This is a genomic window from Candidatus Melainabacteria bacterium RIFOXYA2_FULL_32_9 (assembly GCA_001784615.1).
Lineage (GTDB): Bacteria > Cyanobacteriota > Vampirovibrionia > Gastranaerophilales > UBA9579 > UBA9579.
The window spans coordinates 3,789-6,660 of sequence record MFRQ01000125.1; the positions used below are offsets into that span (position 1 = coordinate 3,789).

2 protein-coding genes and 1 pseudogene (2 of these 3 only partly in view) are annotated in these 2,872 nt (G+C 34.9%); all 3 read right to left on the bottom strand.

The window, feature by feature from the left end:
• Positions 1 to 1,621, bottom strand: the 5' portion of a protein-coding gene (locus A2255_06295) for a hypothetical protein (GenBank protein OGI18062.1). The gene continues 122 nt to the left of window position 1, outside the view; only the first 1,621 of its 1,743 coding nucleotides appear in the window; the start codon lies at positions 1,619 to 1,621; its stop codon lies off the left edge, out of view.
• 244 nt (positions 1,622 to 1,865) lie between these two features.
• Positions 1,866 to 2,078, bottom strand: coding sequence for a hypothetical protein (locus tag A2255_06300; GenBank protein OGI18063.1), 213 nt, complete (start codon positions 2,076 to 2,078; stop codon positions 1,866 to 1,868).
• A gap of 43 nt (positions 2,079 to 2,121) precedes the next feature.
• Positions 2,122 to 2,872: pseudogene (locus A2255_06305) on the bottom strand (hypothetical protein); it runs 530 nt beyond the window's last position.

Sequence of the window (2,872 nt, forward strand, 5' to 3'; positions counted from 1 at the left end):
CATGAAGGATTTCAAGATTTTCTTTGAGCTTGAATTTTCTTTCAGAAATAGCGGTTGTGTCTCCTATAATATATTCATAATTGCCTTGCCTTACGGTTTCATCAATGATCACAAAATCAATATCACCATTATGTCTGGTAATTTTAATTTCTTTAATGTCAAAACTAAAGTTAGACATAAGTTCAGCGATTTTTCTAATGATTGGTATTTTAACCCTAAAGTTAAGAATATCTATTTCTTTAGAAATACGAGTGCTTTGAGCCTGCATCAAGCCTGTTGCTTCTGTAGCCGTTCTGGCTGAAGACCCACGAGTATCGCCAGTCATGTATTTAAAGACACCTGTGGAAGATTCTATTTTCTCTTCAAAGTATCTAAGGAAATCCCACCCGACGAGAGCATCTTTAAAATCGAGAGGCACAGGTTCTTTAGGCATCAAAGCAGGATCATATTCAATTATTGCACCTTCTTTAATATTAATTTTACCTGAAAGAGCGCCTTTAGGGGCAAGGTAAGGCTTGTTAATTATAAGTTTTAAAGCATCTAACTGAAGATTTAATATAGTTGTAGAAGCTTCATTAAGAGGTAAAGCTACGTACAAAGGACTAATTCCACGACTAGTTTGAGGATCTTCAAGAAAAGAAGCGAACACAAAAGGATTAATTATGAAAGGATTAGGCTCAAACCTGATTATGTTCTTTCTACCTGCTACAGTGATAACCCAGTTTTCAAGAAGAGTCCCATCACTAAGCTTAATATTACCCCAATACTCAAGAATTTCTATTTGATCACCTTTAATAGCTTTATTATCTGAATTTTCTCTATTTTCATCACACAGATCTTTTAATTCCTGATGGTTTAAATAGAGTTTGTTAGACGCGATTTCATCGTAAGTAGCCCATGAGCGATATATTTTAGGACACGCATCGAAATTATCTTTTTTCGAAGGCTCAAAAACGAAAGCTTCAGGATTAACAATTGTAAGGTCAGGCCCATCATAAATAATTTCATCTTTAACGACAAAACCCGGAAGAAGTTTTGGAGTTTTGTCCTGCGCAGTAACAACTTCAGCCTGAGTCTGTAAATCCTCAGAGATTCCATCTCCGTCTGAAGATGGTTCTGATTCTGCTTCGAAATTTTCATAATCAGGATACAATTCCTTTCTTCTCACCTGTTTAACTTTAGTTTTCCAGTTGATAAAAGCAATAAATTCGCCTTTAGTAACCCAGTTATCAAGGCCTGTTTCAAGCTTAGAAACCATATCAACTTCTCTGAATGCATCAACCAGAGCTGCTTTTTGTTGTGTAGCTCTATAGTGATCATCTCTGGATTTTCCCTGAACATCAAACATTGTATCGAGAGTAGAAAACCAGCTTTTCCATAAGTGAGCTTTGTAAGTTTCTTTAATTTCGTATATTTCAGGCATATTAATCTCTGTTTTACCTGATATTTTTCTGGAAGGATAAATAGCCTTTGCAACAGCATCGATTATATCGAGATTAGGGCGTCTTAATTCATCCCATTTATCCCATTTTCCTGAGATATAACCGGCCAATTTATCCTGATTCTCTTGAGACAACTTTTTAGGCTTATCTTCTTTGTGATACTCAAATTTATAAGGCATAAAAAACTCCTTCTTTAATTAATATCGTTCAATTTCGGTTTACAAATTACGCACTGTCATTGCGAGCCATGAAACATTAATAACCAGTATCAATTATTCTTGCGTGGCAATCTCTAATCATTTAGCTTGTAGCGGTATTGAGTCAAAGTTCCGGCATCTAAAAAGTAGGGTGCGCAGTGCGCACCGTCTATAAATCAGCAAGTAGTAGTGGGTTAGGTCAAATATTCTGACTCAATAAACCCAACTAACTAGCCAAATCAGCAATCAAATCATCAATAGAAAACTCTTTAAACAAACCGCAATCCTCAACATTCAAGCTGTCATAGCGAAGAATAGCGATTTCACATTGCAGCGATGCCATAAGAGGACATGAGTCCATATTAGAGCAAATGTAGCAAATATCGTTTTCTTCGGTATAAACCTCCAGAGAACCCTCATCATTAATAGTTACATACATATAACAGACTCCCTTATACTCAATAACAACAAGAATTAAATCACTATTCAAGCCTGACAGGCCAGTAAAAATCTATTAAATAACTGGCTGCATCAAACGGATGGCCAAGAAATTTCAGACTTTTATTATTTTTAATCTGAGAATGAGAAGGCAAATCAATTAAAGAAGTACCTTCTTTATACTTGAGATTTTCGATGTTATATATGAGCCATTTGCATTTTGGAGAAATATAAATCCCGATTTCATCGCCAGTATTATTTATTTTAGCGTTCCAGGCTGCAATTCTGTTTTTAATAGGCGGATTAAAACTCTTTATCTGCACGCTAACATTTTTAAAACCGAAAGCAGCAAGTTTATTTTTCATAATTACATAATTGGTAAACTCAGAATTTGCCGACCTATTATCGCCTGAAGCATCACCATTTATAATGATGTCACCTTTATGAGACGAATAACGGGATTGAAATTCTTCAATAGCATAAGCTGTATTGGTATTTTCAAGGACTACCTCATCAAAAAAGAAGACTTTATTGTCAGTTTTATGTGCCAATACCCAGCACATAGGATCAACGTTAAAGTCACAACATATATGTAAGGGTAAATCTACTTGATAATTGATATTTTTAATATTATTTTTAGAAAATCCTTTAGTAATCAACCCTTTACAATAATCGCCAAACTCACCGAGAACATTAATTCTAAAATATTCAGGGTCATAAGTTTGCTTTAAATTGTCAACAAACCCGTCAGGAAGAAAAATATTCTGGGTAGTAGGCGCAATTATGAGTCTGTAA

What these genes read in the sequence shown, in the direction of transcription:
- A2255_06300 (OGI18063.1), bottom strand. Translation starts at nt 2,078, where the DNA reads ATGTATGTAACTATTAATGATGAGGGTTCTCTGGAGGTTTATACCGAA.